Raw genomic sequence first — 16,315 nt, 5'->3', positions numbered from 1 at the left:
CAGTTTAATTGTATGATGAATGCAGCGATTAAACGGGGAAAGACAATGGCCAACGTGCTCACACTGTGCTGGAAATACCTGAGAGCCCTGCTCCTCATCTACCTGTGTCTGTTCGTCGGCAACGCAGTGGCGGCGCTGCTGCCGTTCGCCATTCCCGGCAGCATCCTCGGCATGCTGCTGCTGTTCGCCCTGCTCTCTACCCAGATCCTGCCGGCCAAATGGGTTAAACCCGGCTGCCATTTGCTGATCCGCTACATGGTGCTGCTGTTCGTGCCGATCGGCGTCGGGGTGATGAAATACTATGACCAGATCGTCGCGCATCTGGGCCCGCTGGTCATCTCTTGCCTCATCAGCACGCTGATGGTGCTGGTGGTGGTCGGCTATACCTCACACTATTTTCACCGCGAGCGCCGCATCGCCGGTAAGCCCGACGATACGGAGGGCAACTCATGATCCATGAAATCTGGTGGTCGCTGCCGCTGACGCTGGCGGTCTATTTCGCCGCGCGCTGGCTGGCGCGCAAACTGAACATGCCGCTGCTCAATCCGCTGCTGGTGTCCATGGCGGTGATCATCCCGCTGCTGCTGCTCACCGGCATCCCCTATGAGCGCTACTTTCAGGGCAGCAAAATCCTCAACGATCTGCTGCAGCCGGCGGTTGTCGCGCTGGCCTTCCCGCTGTATGAACAGCTGCACCAGATCCGCGCGCGCTGGAAGTCGATTATCGCGGTGTGCTTCATCGGCAGCCTGACCGCCATGATCAGCGGCGGCGCCATCGCCCTGTGGCTGGGCGCCACGCCGGAAATCGCCGCCTCTATCCTGCCGAAATCGGTCACTACGCCAATCGCCATGGCCGTCGCGGACTCGCTCGGCGGTATTCCGGCGATCAGCGCAGTCTGCGTCATTTTCGTCGGTATCCTCGGCGCCGTGTTCGGCCATACGCTGTTCAACCTGTTGAAAATCACCACCCACTCTGCGCGCGGCCTGGCGATGGGCACCGCATCCCACGCGCTGGGCACCGCACGCTGCGCGGAGATGGACTACCAGGAAGGCGCATTCGGCTCGCTGGCGCTGGTGATCTGCGGCATCATCACCTCACTGCTGGCGCCGTTCCTGTTCCCGGTGCTGCTGCATCTGTTCGGCTGAATACGACGAAACTTGCGATACATCTCGCATTTATTTATTTCATTGCATTAATTTCACCAATTAAGAGACATTAATCACACTTTAATGTCTCTGGCCTGCCTAGAATGTTACCCCGTTAACTCGTAGAGAGACCTTCTATGCATCCGCGTTTTCACACCGCTTTCAGCGCACTGCCCGCGACACTGCAATCCGCCCTGCGGCCCTATCTGGACGCGCCTGACTTTCCGGCGATGTTCACGGCCGAGCAAGCGGCGGCGATCCGCACAGGTTGCGGGCTGGACGATGATACGCTGGCATTCGCGCTGCTGCCGCTGGCGGCTGCCTGCTCGTTAACCCCGATATCGCATTTCCACGTCGGCGCCATCGCGCGCGGGCAAAGTGGCAACCTCTATTTCGGCGCCAATATGGAATTCAGCGGCGCACCGCTGCAGCAAACCGTGCATGCGGAACAGTGCGCGGTTACCCATGCCTGGCTGCGCGGTGAATCGGCGCTGGCCTCGGTCACCGTCAATTACACGCCGTGCGGTCATTGCCGCCAGTTTATGAATGAGCTGAACAGCGGCGGCGAACTGCAGATCCGTCTGCCGGGCCGCGCGCCGGCTACGCTGGCGGACTATCTGCCGGACGCCTTCGGCCCGAAAGATCTGGATATCGCTTCGCTGCTGATGGACAAGGTCGATCACGGTCACCAGCTGGCGCTGGACGACGCACTGACACAGGCGGCACTGGCGGCGGCCAATCAGAGTCACGCACCGTACAGCAACGCCCACAGCGGCGTGGCGCTGGAAACGACAGACGGCATTATCTATGCCGGCCGTTATGCGGAAAACGCCGCCTTCAACCCAAGTCTGCCGCCGCTGCAGGCCGCGCTGATCCTGCTGAACCTCTCCGGCGGCGATTGCCTGAACATTCGCCGCGCCGTACTGGTCGAGCCGCAGGAGGCGATCCTCAGCCAGTGGGACGCCACCCGCGCCACCCTGGCGGCGCTGGGCTGCCAGAACGTCAGCCGCGCCACTTTCTAAGCGCACCGCGGCGGGGCCATCCGGTTCCGCCGTTAACAGCCCCGCCCGCCAAATACAATGCCCCGACGCCGCAAGAAACACTTTCTTTAGTTAAAAAATCATTTGATTGTCGATAATTACGCCAACCTGGTTCATCATCTGGCAACAAATGCTGTACATCTTCTCTTTATCTCTTAGGATCGTCGGCAATAAAGTTATCTGATACGTGAAGAGTAAAACTGATGGAACTAGAATACGAAAGCAAACGCCCGCTCTATATCCCTTACGCCGGCCCGATTCTGCTGGAATTTCCGCTGCTGAACAAAGGCAGCGCTTTCACCGAGGAAGAACGTAGCCACTTCAACCTGCACGGCCTGCTGCCGGAGGCGGTGGAAACCATCGAAGAACAGGTGGAACGCGCCTACCGTCAGTATCAGGATTTCAAGAACGATAACGACAAGCACATCTACCTGCGCAACATCCAGGACACCAACGAAACCCTGTTCTACCGCCTGCTGGACTCGCACCTGAGCGAGATGATGCCGATCATTTACACCCCGACCGTCGGCGAGGCCTGCGAACACTTCTCCGATATCTATCGCCGCGCGCGCGGGCTGTTCATCTCCTACCCGAACCGCGATCGCATCGATGACATGCTGCAAAACGCCACCAAGCAGAACGTCAAGGTGATCGTGGTCACCGACGGCGAGCGTATCCTCGGCCTGGGCGACCAGGGCATCGGCGGCATGGGCATTCCCATCGGCAAGCTGTCGCTGTATACCGCCTGCGGCGGCATCAGCCCGGCCTATACCCTGCCGGTGGTGCTGGACGTCGGCACCAACAACCCGCAGCGCCTCAACGATCCGCTGTACATGGGCTGGCGCCATCCGCGCATCTCCGGCGAGGAGTACCACGCCTTCGTCGAAGAGTTTATTCAGGCGGTCAAACGCCGCTGGCCGAACGTGCTGCTGCAGTTCGAAGACTTCGCACAGAACAACGCCACCCCGTTGTTGAACCGCTATCGCGACGAGATCTGCTGCTTCAACGATGACATTCAGGGCACTGCCGCGGTGACCCTCGGCAGCCTGATCGCCGCCAGCCGCGCCGCCGGCAGCCAGCTGCGCGATCAGACCGTCACCTTCCTCGGTGCCGGTTCCGCCGGCTGTGGCATCGCCGAGCAGATCATCGCGCAGATGAAGTCCGAAGGGTTGAGCGAAGACGAAGCGCGCGCCCGCGTATTCATGGTCGACCGCTTCGGCCTGCTGACCGACAAACTGCCGAACCTGCTCGATTTCCAGAGCAAGCTGGTACAGAAGAGCGACAACCTGACCGGTTGGGAAACCGCCAGCGACGCCATCTCGCTGCTGGACGTGGTGCGCAACGCCAAGCCGACCATTCTGATCGGCGTTTCCGGCCAGCCGGGGCTGTTTACCGAAGAGCTGATCCGCGAAATGCACAAACACTGCGAACGCCCTATCGTGATGCCGCTGTCCAACCCGACCTCGCGCGTGGAAGCCCGCCCAGAAGACATCATCAATTGGACCGACGGCGCCGCCCTGGTCGCGACCGGCAGCCCGTTCGCACCGGTGAGCTATAAAGAGCAGCTGTACCCGATCGCCCAGTGCAACAACTCCTACATCTTCCCGGGGATTGGCCTCGGCGTGCTGGCCTCCGGCGCCACCCGCGTCACCGACGCTATGCTGATGGCCGCCAGCCGTGCGCTGGCGGACTGTTCGCCGCTGGCCACCGACGGCCACGGCGCACTGCTGCCGAATATCGACGATATTCAGGGCGTGTCGAAGTGCATCGCCATGGAAGTGGGTAAAGCGGCGCAGCTGCAGGGTGTGGCGATCGTTACCTCCGAAGACGCGCTGTCGAAAGCCATCGAGCACAACTTCTGGCGGCCGCAGTACCGCAGCTACAAGCGCACTTCGTTCTGATTGACGCGCTGAAATGACCCAGCCCGGCTCCGCCGGGCTTTTTTGTGCGGCAAAACCGCCGAAAAATGCGGCGTTGCGCGTGCTTCAGGCGGTTCTCGTCTTGCGTCGATCGGTCAGGTAAAGTAGCCTTGATCCATCTTTTTCAGCCCGGCGCGCGTAAGGCAACAACATGTGGAAACGCCTGATCATCAGCCTGTTCATCATCATTGCGGTGTTGATGGGTTCGGCTATTGCGCTCGATCGCTGGATCAGCTGGAAAACCGCGCCTTACGTCTACGACGAACTGCAGGAGCTACCGCACCGCCAGGTTGGCGTGGTGCTCGGCACGGCCAAGTATTACCGCACTGGGGTGATCAACCAGTACTACCGTTACCGCATTCAAGGGGCGATCAACGCCTATAACAGCGGCAAGGTGAAATACCTGCTGCTGAGCGGCGACAATGCCCAGCAAAGCTACAACGAACCAATGACCATGCGTCGCGATCTGATCGCCGCCGGCGTGGCGCCGAGCGATATCGTGCTGGACTACGCCGGCTTCCGCACTCTAGACTCCATCGTGCGCACCCGCAAAGTGTTCGACACCAACGATTTCATCATCATCACCCAGCGCTTCCACTGCGAGCGCGCGCTGTTCATCGCCTTGCACATGGGCATTCAGGCGCAGTGCTACGCGGTGCCGTCGCCGAAGGACATGATGACGGTGCGCGCCCGCGAGATCTTCGCTCGCCTGGGCGCGCTGACCGATCTGTACATCCTCAAGCGCGAGCCGCGCTTCCTCGGCCCGCTGATCCCGATCTCCGCCATGCACACCGTGCCGGAAGACGCCCAGGGTTATCCCGCCGTGTCACCGGAACAGTTGGTGGAACTGGAGCACAAGCTGAAAGAAGAGAAGCAAAAAGCCAAACAGCCTTAATCATCCGGCAGAGGGTTTTACACGCGTCCCCAGCAATACGCTAAAAGGGCGTATTATCCGAGAAATACGCAGTGTTAACGAATACCGGATGATTTGCGTAAAGCACTCTCTACGTACGTTGACAGCTTATTGCGACATAGAAAGCGGCGATGCCCTTCTGCCGCCGCCGAATGAACTATTCAAACGATCCAGTTCAATGAAAAGGACCATCAGATCATTGCTGTCCAGTCCAATCAGGGCGAGTTCCTGTACCAGTGATTGCAAGAGCAATTGTTTGCGGGCATCAGGGGAACCAGAGGAAAGCATGGCTTCAATCAACACGAAGTTAGCGCTGCGGGGGGATTCCAGATCGGGATAAGTGGGGTCCACATATAAATCGTCTTCCCCAAGACGGATAAAGCGCTGGAATTGATCGTTCGCAGGATAGCCGGTTTTTACTACCGCCGCGTGAATAGCTGATGAAATTCTTTTCTTATCAAGCGTATTACGACTTTTCAGCGTAATGGTAAATACAGGCATAGTTTGCTCCCTGAGAACGGTAGATAAAAGCAGTTTACTGGCTTCATGTCATGTGGGTAGCCCGAAAACTGTGTCACGCTGTAACCAACCCAACCTCAAGATCGGGCAATTCCCTTACCCGAAACAACCCAGCCAGCCATTGCCAAATAATGCCTTACTGTTTTGCTGCGCCCTGCCTCCTAGAATGCAACAAGGCCGGCAATAGGCCGGCCTTGTTGTCTGTGCTGCGGTAGCTCTACTTCTTCTTGGCGTATTTCAACGAGTCCAACGCCACGGCGAAGATGATGATGCTGCCCTTGATGATGTACTGCCAGTACGGGTTGATGCCGATATAGGTCAGGCCGTAGTTGATGACGGTAAAGATGATCACCCCGGTCACCACGCCCCACACCGTACCCACCCCGCCGGCAAATGAGACGCCCCCCACCACGCAGGCGGCGATGGCATCCAGCTCATACATAAAGCCGAGGTTATTGGTGGCGCTGCCGATGCGCCCCGCTTCCAGCAAGCCGCCGAAGGCGTAGAACACGCCGGACAGCGCATAGATCATGATCAGGTTCAACGGCACGTTGACGCCGGACACCTTAGCCGCTTCCGGGTTGCCGCCGATGGCGAAGATGTTCTTGCCGAAGCGGGTCTTGGTCCACAGGATCCAGACGAATATGATGGCGATCAGCGCGTAAAAAGTAATGTACGACAGCTTAAAGTCGCCGAAGCGCAAGAAGCCCTGGGCAAAGGTGGAAAACTTCGGATCGAAACCCGCGACCGGCGACGCGCCGACCGAATCGTAATACAGCGAGTTGATGCCGTAGACGATGATCATGGTGCCCAAGGTGGTGATGAACGGCGTCACGTTGAGATAGGCGATAATCAGGCCGTTAACCAGGCCGATCACCGCGCCGACCGCACACACCAGCAAGATGACCAGGGGAATCGACCAGGTTTCCATGTGCGGGAATACCTTGTTGACGTTATCCATCGACTGCAGCAGCGTGGCCGCCACCACCGCCGCCAGCCCCACCTGCCGCCCGGCGGACAGGTCGGTGCCCTGAGTCACGATCAATCCCGCCACGCCCAGCGCGATGATGATGCGCACCGAAGACTGCGTCAGGATGTTGCTCAGGTTCATCAGGCTAAGGAAGGTAGGATCCTGAATGATGATGATGGCCAACAGCACCAGCAACACCACGTAAATGCCGCCTTCCTTGAAATAGGTAAATAAGGTTTTTTTATTTAGCGCGTTCATAATTCCGATCCTTAAAGGTGCAGGGAGGCGAGACGTAAGATTTCATTTTGCGAGGTCTGTTTGGTGTTAACGATGCCCGCAACCTGACCATTGCTCATCACCAAAATACGGTCGGTGATCCCCAAAAGCTCCGGCATTTCGGACGAGACGATAATGATCCCCTTGCCCTTCTTCGCCAGTTCGGTCATCAGCTGATAAATCTCGAACTTGGCGCCCACGTCGATGCCGCGCGTCGGTTCATCCAGCATCAGGATCTCCGGCTGCGTCAGCAGCCAGCGGCCGATGATCACCTTCTGCTGGTTGCCGCCGGACAGCGAGCCGATATGGGTGTGATGCCCCGGCGTTTTCACCCGCATGGCGTCGATCACCCACTGGGTGTCGCTCTTCATCCGCGCGTTATCCAGCAGGCCGAGCTTGTTTTTATAATTGCGGATATTGGAGATCAACGAGTTGAAACCCACATCGAGGTAAGCGTAAATCCCGGTGGATCGGCGCTCTTCGGTCACCAACGCAAACCCGTGGTTGATCGCTTCGTTGGCACTGTGGTTGTCGATCGCCTTGCCGTGCAGCTTTATAGTGCCCGCCACCTTTTCACGAATGCCGAACAGCGTCTCGACGATGTCGGTGCGCTTGGCGCCCACCAGCCCGGCGATGCCGAGGATCTCGCCCTGGTGCAGATCGAAGGAAACATCGCGGATCGAAGGCTGGCGCAGCGATGTCAGGTTCTTCACCTCAAGAATCACCTCACCCGGCGTGTTCTGCCTGTCCGGGAAGCGCTGGCTCAGCGAGCGGCCGACCATCATGGCGATGATCTTGTCCATATCCAGCCCTTCCAGCGGCTGGGTGGCGATCCACTGGCCGTCGCGCAGCACCGTTATCTCGTCGCACAGCTGGAAGATCTCTTCCATCTTGTGCGAGATATAGACGATGCCGCAGCCGCGTTCTTTCAGCTTGCGGATGATGGTGAACAGATGATTGACCTCTTTCTCCGTCAGCGAAGAGGTCGGTTCATCCATGATGACGATCTTGGCGTCGTAGGAAAACGCCTTGGCGATCTCGATCATCTGCATCTGCGACACCGACAGGTTGCCCACCTTTTCGCGCGGGTTGATGTCGATATCCAGCTCGTCAAAGATCGCCTGGGTGTCTTTGAACATCTTGTCCTGATCGACGAACAGGCCTTTGGTCGGATAGCGCCCCAGCCACATGTTGTCCATCACGGTGCGTTGCAGCACCAGGTTCAGCTCCTGATGTACCATCGAAACGCCGTGTTCCAACGCTTCCTTCGAGCTCTTGAAATCGATTTCCCTGCCCTGAAACACAATGCTGCCGCTGTCTTTTTTATAAATGCCGAACAGGCATTTCAGCAACGTCGATTTCCCCGCCCCGTTCTCCCCCATCAGGGCGTGAATCGAGTGCGGACGGACGCGTAAATTGACATTGTCCAAAGCTTTGACGCCGGGAAATGACTTACAGATATCCGTCATTTCCAGCAAAAATTCGCGTGAGCTATCGGCCATAAATACACCTGGCTTAACGATCTTGCAGTCGTAAACATCCCCGCCGGCGGTATCCCTGGTGTTGGCGCCGCAGGCGGGGTCTTAGCGGGATCTCAATTCTTATTTAACGAACTGAGACAGGTTGTCTTTATCTACGCCGACGTAAGGGATACGCACGACTTTATTTTCGACTTTATATTGGGTGCCTTCGGTGGCCGGTTTGCCTGCCGCCAGGTTTTTCGCGAGCTCGAAGGTGGCTTTCGCCTGGTTGTCGGCGTCGTTCAGCACCGTGCCCGCCATCGCGCCGGATTTCACCAGCGCCAGCGCTTCAGGCAGCGCATCGACGCCGAACACCGGGATACTGGTCTTGTTGTGCGCTTTAAGCGCTTCCACCGCGCCCATCGCCATGGCGTCGTTGTTGGCGATCACCACTTCAATCTTGTTGGCATTCGGGCCGGAGAGCCAGGCGTCCATCTTGTCTTTCGCCTGCGCGGTATCCCACATCGCGGTATCCATCTGCAGCTGCTGGGTCTTGATGCCTTTTTCGTTCAGCGTCTTCACCACGTAGGTAGTGCGCGCTTCGGCATCCGGGTGGCCCGGTTCACCCTTCAGCAGCACGAACTGGATCTGGCCGTCTTTGTTCAGATCCCAGGCCGGGTTGGCTTGCCAGTGTTTGGCGATCAGCTCGCCCTGGATCACGCCGGACTCTTTGGAGTCGGTGCCGACGTAATATGCCTTGTCATAGCTGTCCAACGCCTTGCGGGAAGGTTCTTTGTTGTAGAACACCACCGGGATATCGTTTGCGCGCGCCTTATCGATAACCACCGGTGCCGCGGCCGGGTCGACCAGGTTGATCGCCAGCGCTTTCACGCCCTTGGCCAGCAGCACGTCGATCTGATCGTTCTGTTTGGACTGGTCGTTCTGCGAGTCATTCATCAGCAGAGTGACGTCCGGCGAAGCCTTGGCATCTTTCTCGATCGCCTTGCGCACCACCGACATGAAGTTGTCGTCGTATTTGTAAATCGTGACGCCAATACGGGTATCAGCATGGGCTGCGGCGCCAAACATCATGGCTGCGGCCATGGCGGCCAGGGTGAAAACCTTCTTATTCATTGTCAGTCTCCGGTTCTGTGTAGGGTATTACTCGTCTTTGAGCCAATGGTCACCGGCAGTGCGCACACCCCAGGCCAGGCGATTTCCACTCAACACCTGTCGTCCGTGGATCTTGTTATTTCCGAGAAATGCTGTGTCAGCGCGAGATAAAGGTTGCAGCGGCAAGGGCCTTTGCGCCGGAAAACGCCTAGAGCATAGACGGCGTGATGTTAATATTCTGTGAATTTTCTCACAGATTGAAAACGGTTACACAGGATTAAATCGTCAGAGAGTGACCGTCGCCTCACTTTGCCAGGGGGCGACAGAATGGCGCCGCACCAGCGTCGGCATGAACAGATGAGCGGCCTGCGGCTCCGCCAGGCCTGCTGCGCCCTGCAATGCTAGCTCGGTGGCCAGCGTGGCCATCGAAACGATCGGGTAACGCACCGTGGTGAGTTTGGGGCTGGTGTAACGCGCGATGGGAATGTCGTCGAAGCCGATCAGCGAGAAATGCTGCGGTACCGTGATACCGTTTTCTTTCAGCACCGCCATGGCGCCGGCGGCCATGGCGTCGTTGTAAGCGAACACCGCGCTCAGCTGTAGATTACGCCCCAGCAGTTCCACCATCGCCGCCTCGCCGCCCTGCAGATCCGGCGAACCGTACGCGCGCCAGTTGTCCGGCGTGGCCAGCCCGGCGGCGGCCATCGCCTGCGCATAGCCCCGCTGGCGCAGCGGCCCGTCTTCTATCGGGTGATTGGAGCCCAGGTAGCCGATGCGCCGATGGCCCTGCGACAGCAAAAGACGCATTGCCATTTCCGCGCCGCAGACGTTATCCAGCCCGACGCAGCGTGGCTCATAGCCGGGGATAATCCGATTGATCAGCACCATGCCCGGCACCTGCTCCAGAAAGCCGATCAGCTCGGCGTCGCTCAGGGCTTTGGCGTGAACAATCAGGGCATTACAGCGCTGACGGATCAGCACTTCGATCGCATGGCGCTCTTTGTCCGCCTGATGATAGCTGTTGCCGATCAGCAGGTATTTGTGGTGTTTCTGCGCCACCGTGTCAACCGCTTTCACCAGCGCGCCGAAGAACGGATCGGAGACGTCCATCACCACCACGCCCAGGGTATCGCTGCTTTGGGTCGCCAGCGCCTGCGCATTGGCGTTGGGGCGATAGCCCAGATCCGCCACCGCCTGCAGCACCTGCTCGCGCGTCTCCTTGCTGGTCAGCGCGCTGTGGTTCAACACGCGGGAGACGGTCGCCACGGAGACCCCGGCGCGTTTCGCCACGTCGCGAATGGTGATCGGATGAACTGGAAGCATGCGGGATCCTGAAATCGGGGTAGTGGCCGGTGGCGCTATCCTACCCCGATTGGCCCGCTGCTCGCGTGAATTACGTCACAGGAAAGAAAACGTTTACATACATTTTTTTAACCTGCCGATGGGCACTCACTTCAGCGTTTTGGGCTCCGCTTCGCCGGCGGCCAGCTGCGTCAGCTTGCGCCACAGCCACTCCATCGGCCCTTGCTCGAAGTAACGCAGCCACAGTACGGAAAACGCCAGGTTGGCCAGCCAGACCAGCGGCACGAACGCCAACAGCTGCAGCCGCTCGAACTGCTCATAGAGACCGAAGCGATAAAACAACGTGGTACAGATCAGCGTTTGCAGCAGGTAGTTGCTCAGCGCCATGCGCCCCACCTGGCTCAGCCAGTGGGCGATGCGCAGGCGCGACAGTGCGGGCCAGAAACCGTAACACAGCGCCAGATAGCCCATCGCCTGCAGCGGGGCGCCCAGCTCACGCGGCACCTGCAGCAGGAAACCGCTCCAGCGATAGTCCCACTGCACCTGCCATTGCAGCGCCACCGCCGGCAGCTGGATCAGCACCGAAAGCGGCAGCAGCCACGCCGCCTGCCTCAGGTAATAGCCGGATGAGTAGCTGCCGCGCAGCCAGCCGCTGCGCATCAGCCCGGCGCCGAATAGCATCAGCCCCGCCAGCTCCCAGCCATACTGCGCGCCGATGGCCAGCAGGCTGGACGAGAGCAGATCAGCGCGGCTGCGCCAGGCTTCGAAACCGCCCTGCAGCTTCCAGAACTTCTCGTACTGCAACTCCGCCACGCCCGGCTGCCAGAAGCTGCCCGGTTCACCGTGCGAGATAAAACCGAGCAGCAGCAGCACCGCCACGCCGATCAGGTAGAGCACCACGCCGGTTTTCAGCAGCTGGAAAGTTTCTTTGGCCTCGCGGATCATGCGCCAGCACACCAGGCCGATCAGCCCGTAGGCCAGCAGAATATCGCCGTCCCACAGGAAGATGGCGTGCGCGAGGCCGAACAGCACCAACCACGACAGCCGCGCGCGGATCCAGCTTTTGCCGCGCCGCAGCAGCATTTGCAACCCGGCGCCGAACAACAGCGCGAACATCGCCAGGAACTTGGCCTGGGCGAAGAGATCCAGCAGCGCCCAGGTCCAGGCATCGCGCGACGACGGCATCCCCAAATAGGCCGGGTTGAGATAGGCGGCCTTCGGCAAGCCGAAGGCGCTGATGTTCAGCAATAAGATGCCGAGGATGGCGATGCCGCGCACGCAGTCCAGCGTAGCGATGCGCGGCAGAGGATGACTGTTCATTTTTTATCGCTGTCTTCCGCTCATGAAAAAGGCGCCCGCAGGCGCCTGTTATGCTATTGCGAGTCGCCCCGCAACGCCATCACCCCTGGTGATGACGCACCGCGCGCAGGAACTCCTGGCGGGTATTCTGGCTGGACTTGAACAGCCCCCCCAACGAGGTGGTGGTGGTGGCGCTGGTCGCGTCGCGAATGCCGCGCGCCTTGACACAATAATGGACCGCGTCGATCGATACCGCCACGTTATTGGTACCGAGCAGGGTCTGCAGCGCGACCAGGATCTGCTGGGTCAGACGCTCTTGCACCTGCGGACGCTGGGAGAAGAACTGCACGATGCGGTTGATCTTCGACAGACCGATCACCGAGTCTTTCGGGATATAGGCCACGGTAGCCTTGCCGTCGATGGTGACGAAGTGGTGCTCGCAGGTGCTGGTCAGCGTGATATCGCGCACCGTCACCATCTCATCCACTTTCATCTTGTTCTCGATGACGGTGATTTTCGGGAAGTTGGCGTAGTCCAGCCCGGAGAAGATCTCGTCGACATACATTTTGGCGATGCGATGCGGCGTTTCCGCCAGGCTGTCGTCAGACAGATCGAGATTCAGCAGCTGCATGATTTCAGTCATGTGCTCTTTGATGCGACGCTTGCGCGTTTCGCGATCCAGCACTTCCCCGCGCAGCGGTGTCTCCAGACCACGCTCTTCCAGTGCCGCATGCACCAGCGCGGCTTCTTTACTTAATGATGTCATGTATTTGTTCTCCTGCGGACGGAACCCGCCGGCGGCCTGGTAGGGCGTGCGGCCGGCGAATTGCTTGCTCTCGTGACGGCAGAGTTTTCGTGATGGATAACGTGAACCCGGTCAAGATTTTGCCCCACTGTAGATGAGAGCGCGGCGATTATCCAGTGATTGTGCTTCATCCGCAGGTGAAATATTCGCATTTAGCACAATCAGGCCGGCTGCGGGATCCCGCTTTTTTTGTATGGATTTTAATCAGCGCATCGCCGTTTTTTGCGCCAACCGCCGCGCCGGGGTATTCACTACCAGCGCACCGGCCACCAACAGCGCCGCCACCGCCACGTACAGCGCCGGCTCCAGCCGATGAGTCATGGCGGTCGACAGCGCCGACAGCATCGGCCCGACCAGTTGGCCGATCGCATAACCGGTGGTCAGCAATCCAGCCATGTAGCGCGCATGGCGCGGCGCCAGTTCACGGCCGTGCTGAAGGGCGAGCTGCACCACGCAGAGGAAGCCGCCGCCGGTCAGCACCGCCCCGAGCGCCAGGCCGGCCACGCCCGGCACCGCTTCGGCGCTCAGCACGCCCAACGCCTGTATCCACAGCGTGATCGCCAACCGGGTCTGGGTAGTTAGCCGATGGCGGGTCAGAATGCCGATGACAATCCCCAGCACCGCCGCACCGCCGAACACCGGCCAGACAAACTGCGCGAACAGGCTGGCGGGAAAGCGCGCCGCCGCCATCTGCGACAAAAAGGTCGCCGGCAGGATGTAGCCGAAGCCGGCCAGGCTATAGCTCCACACCAGGCGTTTGAGCGCCGGCGTCAGCAGCAGCGGCTCCGGGGCCACGTCCGGGCGATGCAGCTCGCCGCTGCGCGGCAGAAAGGCGCTAATCCCCCCGACCAGCACCAGCGCCAGCCCGCCATACACCAGCCAGGCCTGCGCCGCCGTTAGCCCCAGCGCGTTGATGCCCACCGCCAGCATGCCGCTAAGGAAGATGCCGGCGCCCGGCCCGGCGAATACCGCCGCGCTCAGCGCCGGCCGGCCGTAGTGCGCCAACCGCTCGTTGGTCCAGGCCGCCACCAGCACCATCGCCCAGCCGCTGGCCCAGCCGATGACGAAGCGCAGCGCGCCGTGCGTCCATGCATCCTGCGCCAGCGCCGACAGCAGCGTCAGCGCCATCGCGCCCCATACGCCCAGCCACAGGCGCCGCTCGACGTGGCGCGTGGCGCGCATCGCGTCGTAGGCGCCGCACAGGTAGCCCAAATAGTTGATCGCCGCCACCAGCCCGGCGCCGGTGAGGCTGAACTGATGTTCCGCGATCATCAGCGGCACCTGCGGGGTGAAAGCGAAGCGGCCAATGCCCATTGCGACGATCAGCGCGGCAAAACCGCTCAAGGCAATACGTAAAGCCATACCGGTATCCAAAAGGTTAAAAGAAAGTTGCCAGTATCATGCCGCAGTATTAAACTCACAAAAACTGAATAATACTAATCAAGTTCATCACGAAACGAGAATATTATGGATCTGACCCAGCTTCGCATGTTCTGCTGCGTAGCGGAAACCGGCTCGGTCGCCCGCGCCGCCGAGCAGCTGCACCGCGTGCCGTCGAACCTGACCACCCGGCTGCGCCAGCTTGAGCAGGAGCTGGGCGCCGATCTGTTTATCCGCGAAAAACAGCGCCTGCGCCTGTCGCCGATGGGCCATAACTTTCTGTGCTACGCCAACCGCATCCTGGCGCTCAGCGACGAGGCGATGAGCATCACCCACGCCGGCGAACCGGCGGGCAACTTCGCCCTCGGCTCGATGGAGAGCACCGCCGCCACCCGCCTGCCCTCGCTGCTGGCGGCTTACCACCAGCGTTTCTCGCAGGTTTCGCTGTCGCTGACCACCGGCACCTCCGGCGAAATCGCCGATCGGGTGCGCGCCGGCACGCTGGCGGCGGCGCTGGTCGACGGCCCAGTGCCCTATGACGAGCTGAACGGCTGCATCGCCTATCCTGAACATATGGTAGTGATCTCCTGTCTCGATCACGCGCCGATCCACAGCGCCAAAGACGTCAACGGCGAAACGCTGTTCGCCTTTCGCGCCAGCTGCTCCTACCGCCTGCGGCTGGAGGCCTGGTTCAAGCGCGAAGGCGCGCGGCCAGGGCAAATTATGGAGATCCAGTCCTATCACGCCATGCTGGCCTGCGTCGCCAGCGGCGCCGGGCTGGCGATGATCCCGCATTCGGTGCTCAGCCTGCTGCCGGGCCATGAGCGGGTCCGGGTTCACACTCTGCCGCCGGACGTGGCCGACACCGCCACCTGGCTGCTGTGGCGCCGCGACGCGTTCGGGCCGAACGTGCGCGCGTTGAAAGAATTGATTATTGAACAGACGGAGACCGCCGCTGTTGATGAAAGCACCCCCAACGATTTATCAGACGTTGTCGATATCGCCTGATTTAAAAAGAAAACCACTGAGGAGACTATGATGGAGATGATCAAAACCCGCGCCGCCGTTGCCTGGGGCCCGAACCAGCCGCTGAAGATCGAAGAAGTCGAGCTGATGCCACCACAAAAAGGCGAAGTGCTGGTGCGGATCGTCGCCACCGGCGTTTGTCACACCGACGCCTACACCCTGTCCGGCAAAGATCCGGAAGGCGTGTTCCCGGCAATCCTCGGCCACGAGGGCGGCGGCGTGGTGGAAGCGGTCGGTGAAGGCGTCACCAGCGTGGCGGTCGGCGATCACGTGATCCCGCTCTACACCCCGGAGTGCGGCGAGTGCAAATTCTGTAAATCCGGCAAGACCAACCTGTGCCAGGCGATCCGCGCCACCCAGGGTAAAGGCCTGATGCCGGACGGCACCACCCGCTTCTTCAAGGACGGCAAGCCGATCTTCCACTACATGGGCACTTCCACCTTCTCCGAATACACCGTGGTGCCGGAGATTTCACTGGCGAAAATCAACAAGGAAGCGCCGCTGGAAGAAGTGTGCCTGCTGGGCTGTGGCGTCACCACCGGCATGGGCGCGGTGATGAACACCGCCAAAGTGCAGCCGGGCGACACCGTGGCGATCTTCGGCCTGGGCGGCATCGGCCTGTCGGCGATCATCGGCGCGCAGATGGCCGGCGCGGGCCGCATCATCGGCATCGACATCAACACCAGCAAGTTCGATCTGGCGCGCAAGCTGGGCGCTACCGATCTGATCAACCCGAAAGACTATGACAAACCGATTCAGGACGTGATCGTCGAGCTGACCGACGGCGGCGTCGACTTCTCCTTCGAGTGCATCGGCAACGTCAACGTGATGCGTTCCGCGTTGGAGTGCTGCCACAAGGGCTGGGGTGAATCGGTGATCATCGGCGTCGCGGGCGCCGGCGAAGAAATCTCGACCCGGCCGTTCCAGCTGGTCACCGGCCGCGTCTGGCGCGGCTCGGCATTCGGCGGCGTCAAGGGCCGTTCGCAGCTGCCGGGCATCGTCGAGCGCTATCTGGACGGCGAATTCGCGCTGAACGACTTTATCACCCACACCATGGGGCTGGAGCAGATCAACGAAGCGTTCGATTTGATGCACGAAGGCAAATCGATCCGTTCCGTCATCCACTTCGACAAATAAGCCAGGAGGCA

Annotated in this window: 15 protein-coding genes; 7 read left to right on the top strand and 8 right to left on the bottom strand. The window is 60.1% G+C overall.

Going from position 1 to position 16,315, the window contains the following annotated elements; genetic code table 11:
• Positions 1 to 45: 45 nt before the first annotated feature.
• The 5 genes from ACJ8J4_RS12695 (at position 46) to sanA (ending at position 4,999) form a co-directional block, all read left to right on the top strand.
• Positions 46 to 453 carry a CidA/LrgA family protein gene (locus tag ACJ8J4_RS12695; RefSeq protein WP_049208868.1) on the top strand — a complete coding sequence of 136 codons (408 nt, stop codon included), beginning with the start codon at positions 46 to 48 and terminating at the stop codon, positions 451 to 453.
• Complete coding sequence (locus tag ACJ8J4_RS12690; protein WP_019454415.1) at positions 450 to 1,145, top strand: CidB/LrgB family autolysis modulator; 696 nt, start codon at positions 450 to 452, stop codon at positions 1,143 to 1,145. The genes ACJ8J4_RS12695 and ACJ8J4_RS12690 overlap by 4 nt, the downstream gene beginning before the upstream one ends.
• A 137-nt stretch (positions 1,146 to 1,282) precedes the next feature.
• Positions 1,283 to 2,167, top strand: a complete 885-nt coding sequence (cdd, locus tag ACJ8J4_RS12685) for a cytidine deaminase (protein ID WP_197835310.1) — start codon at positions 1,283 to 1,285, stop codon at positions 2,165 to 2,167.
• Between the two features lie 221 nt (positions 2,168 to 2,388).
• Positions 2,389 to 4,086 (top strand): NAD-dependent malic enzyme, encoded by a 1,698-nt coding sequence (locus ACJ8J4_RS12680; RefSeq protein WP_025302151.1) that lies wholly within the window; start codon positions 2,389 to 2,391, stop codon positions 4,084 to 4,086.
• 169 nt (positions 4,087 to 4,255) lie between these two features.
• Entirely contained in the window at positions 4,256 to 4,999 is a 744-nt protein-coding gene (gene sanA, locus ACJ8J4_RS12675) for an outer membrane permeability protein SanA (RefSeq protein ID WP_004938948.1), read from the top strand.
• A 126-nt stretch (positions 5,000 to 5,125) separates the two neighbouring features.
• On the opposite strand, the gene ACJ8J4_RS12670 is transcribed toward sanA, so the two are convergent.
• From ACJ8J4_RS12670 to ACJ8J4_RS12635, 8 genes are all read right to left on the bottom strand, one after another.
• Positions 5,126 to 5,518, bottom strand: coding sequence for a tautomerase family protein (locus ACJ8J4_RS12670; protein WP_043142430.1), 393 nt, complete (start codon positions 5,516 to 5,518; stop codon positions 5,126 to 5,128).
• A 235-nt stretch (positions 5,519 to 5,753) separates the two neighbouring features.
• The gene (mglC, locus tag ACJ8J4_RS12665; RefSeq protein WP_004938953.1) at positions 5,754 to 6,764 is read right to left on the bottom strand and encodes a galactose/methyl galactoside ABC transporter permease MglC; all 1,011 of its coding nucleotides are present in this window, start codon (positions 6,762 to 6,764) and stop codon (positions 5,754 to 5,756) included.
• Between the two features lie 11 nt (positions 6,765 to 6,775).
• Positions 6,776 to 8,284, bottom strand: coding sequence for a galactose/methyl galactoside ABC transporter ATP-binding protein MglA (gene mglA, locus ACJ8J4_RS12660; RefSeq protein ID WP_004938959.1), 1,509 nt, complete (start codon positions 8,282 to 8,284; stop codon positions 6,776 to 6,778).
• 99 nt (positions 8,285 to 8,383) lie between these two features.
• A complete protein-coding gene (gene mglB / locus ACJ8J4_RS12655; protein WP_025302149.1) occupies positions 8,384 to 9,376 on the bottom strand; it encodes a galactose/glucose ABC transporter substrate-binding protein MglB in 993 nt (330 codons plus the stop codon).
• Between the two features lie 264 nt (positions 9,377 to 9,640).
• The gene (gene galS, locus ACJ8J4_RS12650; RefSeq protein ID WP_049205814.1) at positions 9,641 to 10,678 is read right to left on the bottom strand and encodes an HTH-type transcriptional regulator GalS; all 1,038 of its coding nucleotides are present in this window, start codon (positions 10,676 to 10,678) and stop codon (positions 9,641 to 9,643) included.
• A gap of 126 nt (positions 10,679 to 10,804) precedes the next feature.
• The gene (gene yeiB / locus ACJ8J4_RS12645) at positions 10,805 to 11,977 is read right to left on the bottom strand and encodes a DUF418 domain-containing protein YeiB (RefSeq protein WP_049205812.1); all 1,173 of its coding nucleotides are present in this window, start codon (positions 11,975 to 11,977) and stop codon (positions 10,805 to 10,807) included.
• Positions 11,978 to 12,056: 79 nt separating this feature from the next.
• Positions 12,057 to 12,722: a GTP cyclohydrolase I FolE gene (gene folE, locus ACJ8J4_RS12640; protein ID WP_004938969.1), complete on the bottom strand. Its 666-nt coding sequence runs from the start codon at positions 12,720 to 12,722 to the stop codon at positions 12,057 to 12,059.
• A gap of 243 nt (positions 12,723 to 12,965) precedes the next feature.
• Positions 12,966 to 14,123: a YbfB/YjiJ family MFS transporter gene (locus ACJ8J4_RS12635; protein ID WP_043142422.1), complete on the bottom strand. Its 1,158-nt coding sequence runs from the start codon at positions 14,121 to 14,123 to the stop codon at positions 12,966 to 12,968.
• Between the two features lie 105 nt (positions 14,124 to 14,228).
• On the opposite strand from ACJ8J4_RS12635, the gene ptrR reads away from it, so the two are divergent.
• Both ptrR and ACJ8J4_RS12625 read left to right on the top strand, forming a co-directional pair.
• Complete coding sequence (gene ptrR, locus ACJ8J4_RS12630) at positions 14,229 to 15,149, top strand: putrescine utilization regulator PtrR (RefSeq protein ID WP_043142419.1); 921 nt, start codon at positions 14,229 to 14,231, stop codon at positions 15,147 to 15,149.
• Positions 15,150 to 15,179: 30 nt separating this feature from the next.
• On the top strand, positions 15,180 to 16,304 hold the full coding sequence (locus ACJ8J4_RS12625; protein ID WP_043142415.1) for an S-(hydroxymethyl)glutathione dehydrogenase/class III alcohol dehydrogenase: 1,125 nt from the start codon (positions 15,180 to 15,182) through the stop codon (positions 16,302 to 16,304).
• Positions 16,305 to 16,315: the final 11 nt, after the last annotated feature.

It is taken from the genome of Serratia sp. CY47280, assembly GCF_052168655.1.
Classification (GTDB): Bacteria; Pseudomonadota; Gammaproteobacteria; order Enterobacterales; family Enterobacteriaceae; genus Serratia; species Serratia bockelmannii.
Note: the sequence above shows the minus strand (reverse complement) of the source record. Positions and strands in the feature narration are given on the sequence as shown.